Raw genomic sequence first — 2276 nt, 5'->3', positions numbered from 1 at the left:
CTAACAAATAAGGATACGTGTCGCGCAGCCGACACTTCTATCCGGTTGTTGGACAAGCCCGTGTAGCCTTATTAAGTAAATTGCTTGGTTGGAACTTGATAGGAGTTGTGCCCGCGGCTTTCTTCAGGACGAGCGCTGCCTGGGAGTGATAACTGATGTTTTCACTTCAATGGGTTATTGCCTGAGTTCGGTATTGTGTTGGTTTTCTCCTCATTAGTGTTGAGTGCCATTATCCTTATTCAATACCTTGCGGCTATCTCGGTCGTGTGATGCCGACACAGCTCATCGCATGCTGGCAACATGGGCAGTCCCGCTTTGCTGTCTGGGGCTGAGTTTTTTCCGGTAACTGCCATGTCGGTAAGCTTAGCAACATCAACTGGATGGTCAGCCGCAGTGCCTTCGCTCTGCCATGCAGCAAGCCATAATCCCGTACGCGCTGTAACCCTTTTGGCAGCACATGCTGCAAGATAAGCCACAAGAACTGCACAACCAGCAAGGTGCGCGTTGCTGAACGCTGGGTCTGGCTATCGGTATAGCGGAATGTCACCTGGTGATCATGGATATTGATAATATCTTTGTTAGGCAAAACGCCCCGGTAGAGGTAGCGAGACAAGTATTGCAGTGCTGGCAAGCCGCGGCCGACATTACGACAGTCGACTACCCATTCGGTTGGGAGCTGTGCAGGAGGAAGGCTAAGTGTTGGGTGATGAGCAAGGGTGTCGAGCAGTCTTGCCCGCCAGACTTTCGCCAAGGCTTTATGAGGATAGAGAAAGCCCTTCTTACCCTTGTGCCACTGCCTGCGCTGTGGGTGGTAGAACCCGGACGGTATCACGACATGTAGATGGGGATGGATATCCCGCCGCCGGTTATGGGTATGCAGCACCATGGTAAAGCCACTGATACCACGATGCTGGCGGTGAGCAAAATCCTTCAATACTGATGCTGCCACCCGGAACATCACGGCGTAGAACGCCTTGGGCTGATAACGGGCGAGGCCCCGCAGTGGCGCAGGTACCGTGAAGGTCAGCATAAAATACTCTGCCGGCAACAGCTTCGCTTCCTGACGGCTGAGCCATTCAAAGGTGGTACGTTGTTGGCACTGCGGGCATGAACGGTGTCCGCAGCCTAATGGCAACCGGTCGTCATGGTGGCAATGCGGACAGTACCACTGAGAGCAACCAGCTTGCTCTGTCCGGCAGCGTCGCATCGCTGATATTGCCCGGTGTATATCAGGCGTGATCTTATCGCCGTAGTGATGGATAAATTCGGCATAGTGGGTGGTAAGCAGGGAAGTAAACGTACTCATACCGCCTCCCATATTACCGCCAGCTTATTGGCCAGTGCATTAACCGCTAAGGTGGCAGAGGCCGACTTGACCTTGGTGAATTGGGTATAGCGGGCGGTCGTATTGAGGCTGGCATGACCGAGCAACACCTGTAGTGACCGTAAGTCTAACCCCGCTTCTAACAAGTGGGTGGCATAACAGTGGCGTAGTGAGTGCGGGCTGATCCGTTTGTTGAACCCACAGTCCCGACAGACTTGTTTCATCGCCTTTTGTACACCCCCGCGATCCATCGGTTCGGTGGTGCCAATACCTGGGAAGATCCACTGAGGGTGGTGGTGTGAGCGCCAGTGTTGGCGCATTACTGCCAAGGTTCGTTCTGGAAGCGGTACCCGCCTGTCTTTGCCGGCTTTCCCCTCTCGGATATGTACCTGCATGGTGCGGGCATCGATATCGGCCGTTGTTAGGTTCAGTCCCTCGCCGAGCCGGAGGCCGAGGCTGTAGAGGGTAAAGAAAAAGGCTTGGTAACGGGGCTGGCGGGTCATGGTGATGAGCAGTCCTACTTCATCAGGCGTCAAAAGATCAGGCAGTCGTTTGACCTGCGGCGGTTTGACGATATTGAGCCATTGCCATTGTTTACTGAGGGTATAGCGATAGAAGAATTGCAGGCCGTTGCGGTCGAGTTTGACGGTACTCCATGAGTGGGTGCGGATGAGTTGGCGGAAGTAGGTACGTAACTGTTCGGTTGTCAGGTGATCTGGCGGGCAGTCAAAGAAGGCAGAAATACGACGTACCGCACGGCTGTAGGCATCAATGGTCGCCGGGCGCTTGCCTTGCAGGATAAGATTATCAAGGTGTTGCTGGTATAGCGCATCGAAATGGCGCTGCTGTTGGGTGTTCATGGTTCGTCTCCAAGTCTTACCGGTAAGGTAAGGTCTTAGAGGTTAGTGTATGGAATCAAAGGGCTCTGCCGCGAAGCGGCTTGGTTCAACAA

At 53.9% G+C, this 2276-nt stretch carries 2 protein-coding genes; both read right to left on the bottom strand.

Going from position 1 to position 2276, the window contains the following annotated elements; all coding sequences use genetic code 11:
• Nucleotides 1-253 precede the first annotated feature (253 nt).
• Nucleotides 254-1306 carry a transposase gene (locus BIZ37_RS29890; RefSeq protein ID WP_187464635.1) on the bottom strand — a complete coding sequence of 351 codons (1053 nt, stop codon included), beginning with the start codon at nucleotides 1304-1306 and terminating at the stop codon, nucleotides 254-256.
• Nucleotides 1303-2184 (bottom strand): site-specific integrase, encoded by an 882-nt coding sequence (locus tag BIZ37_RS29885; RefSeq protein ID WP_187464634.1) that lies wholly within the window; start codon nucleotides 2182-2184, stop codon nucleotides 1303-1305. Before BIZ37_RS29885 ends, BIZ37_RS29890 begins: the two co-directional genes overlap by 4 nt.
• Nucleotides 2185-2276: the final 92 nt, after the last annotated feature.

It is taken from the genome of Photobacterium sp. BZF1, assembly GCF_014349205.1.
Taxonomy (GTDB): Bacteria; Pseudomonadota; Gammaproteobacteria; order Enterobacterales; family Vibrionaceae; genus Photobacterium.
This window is presented reverse-complemented; position numbering and strand designations above follow the sequence as displayed.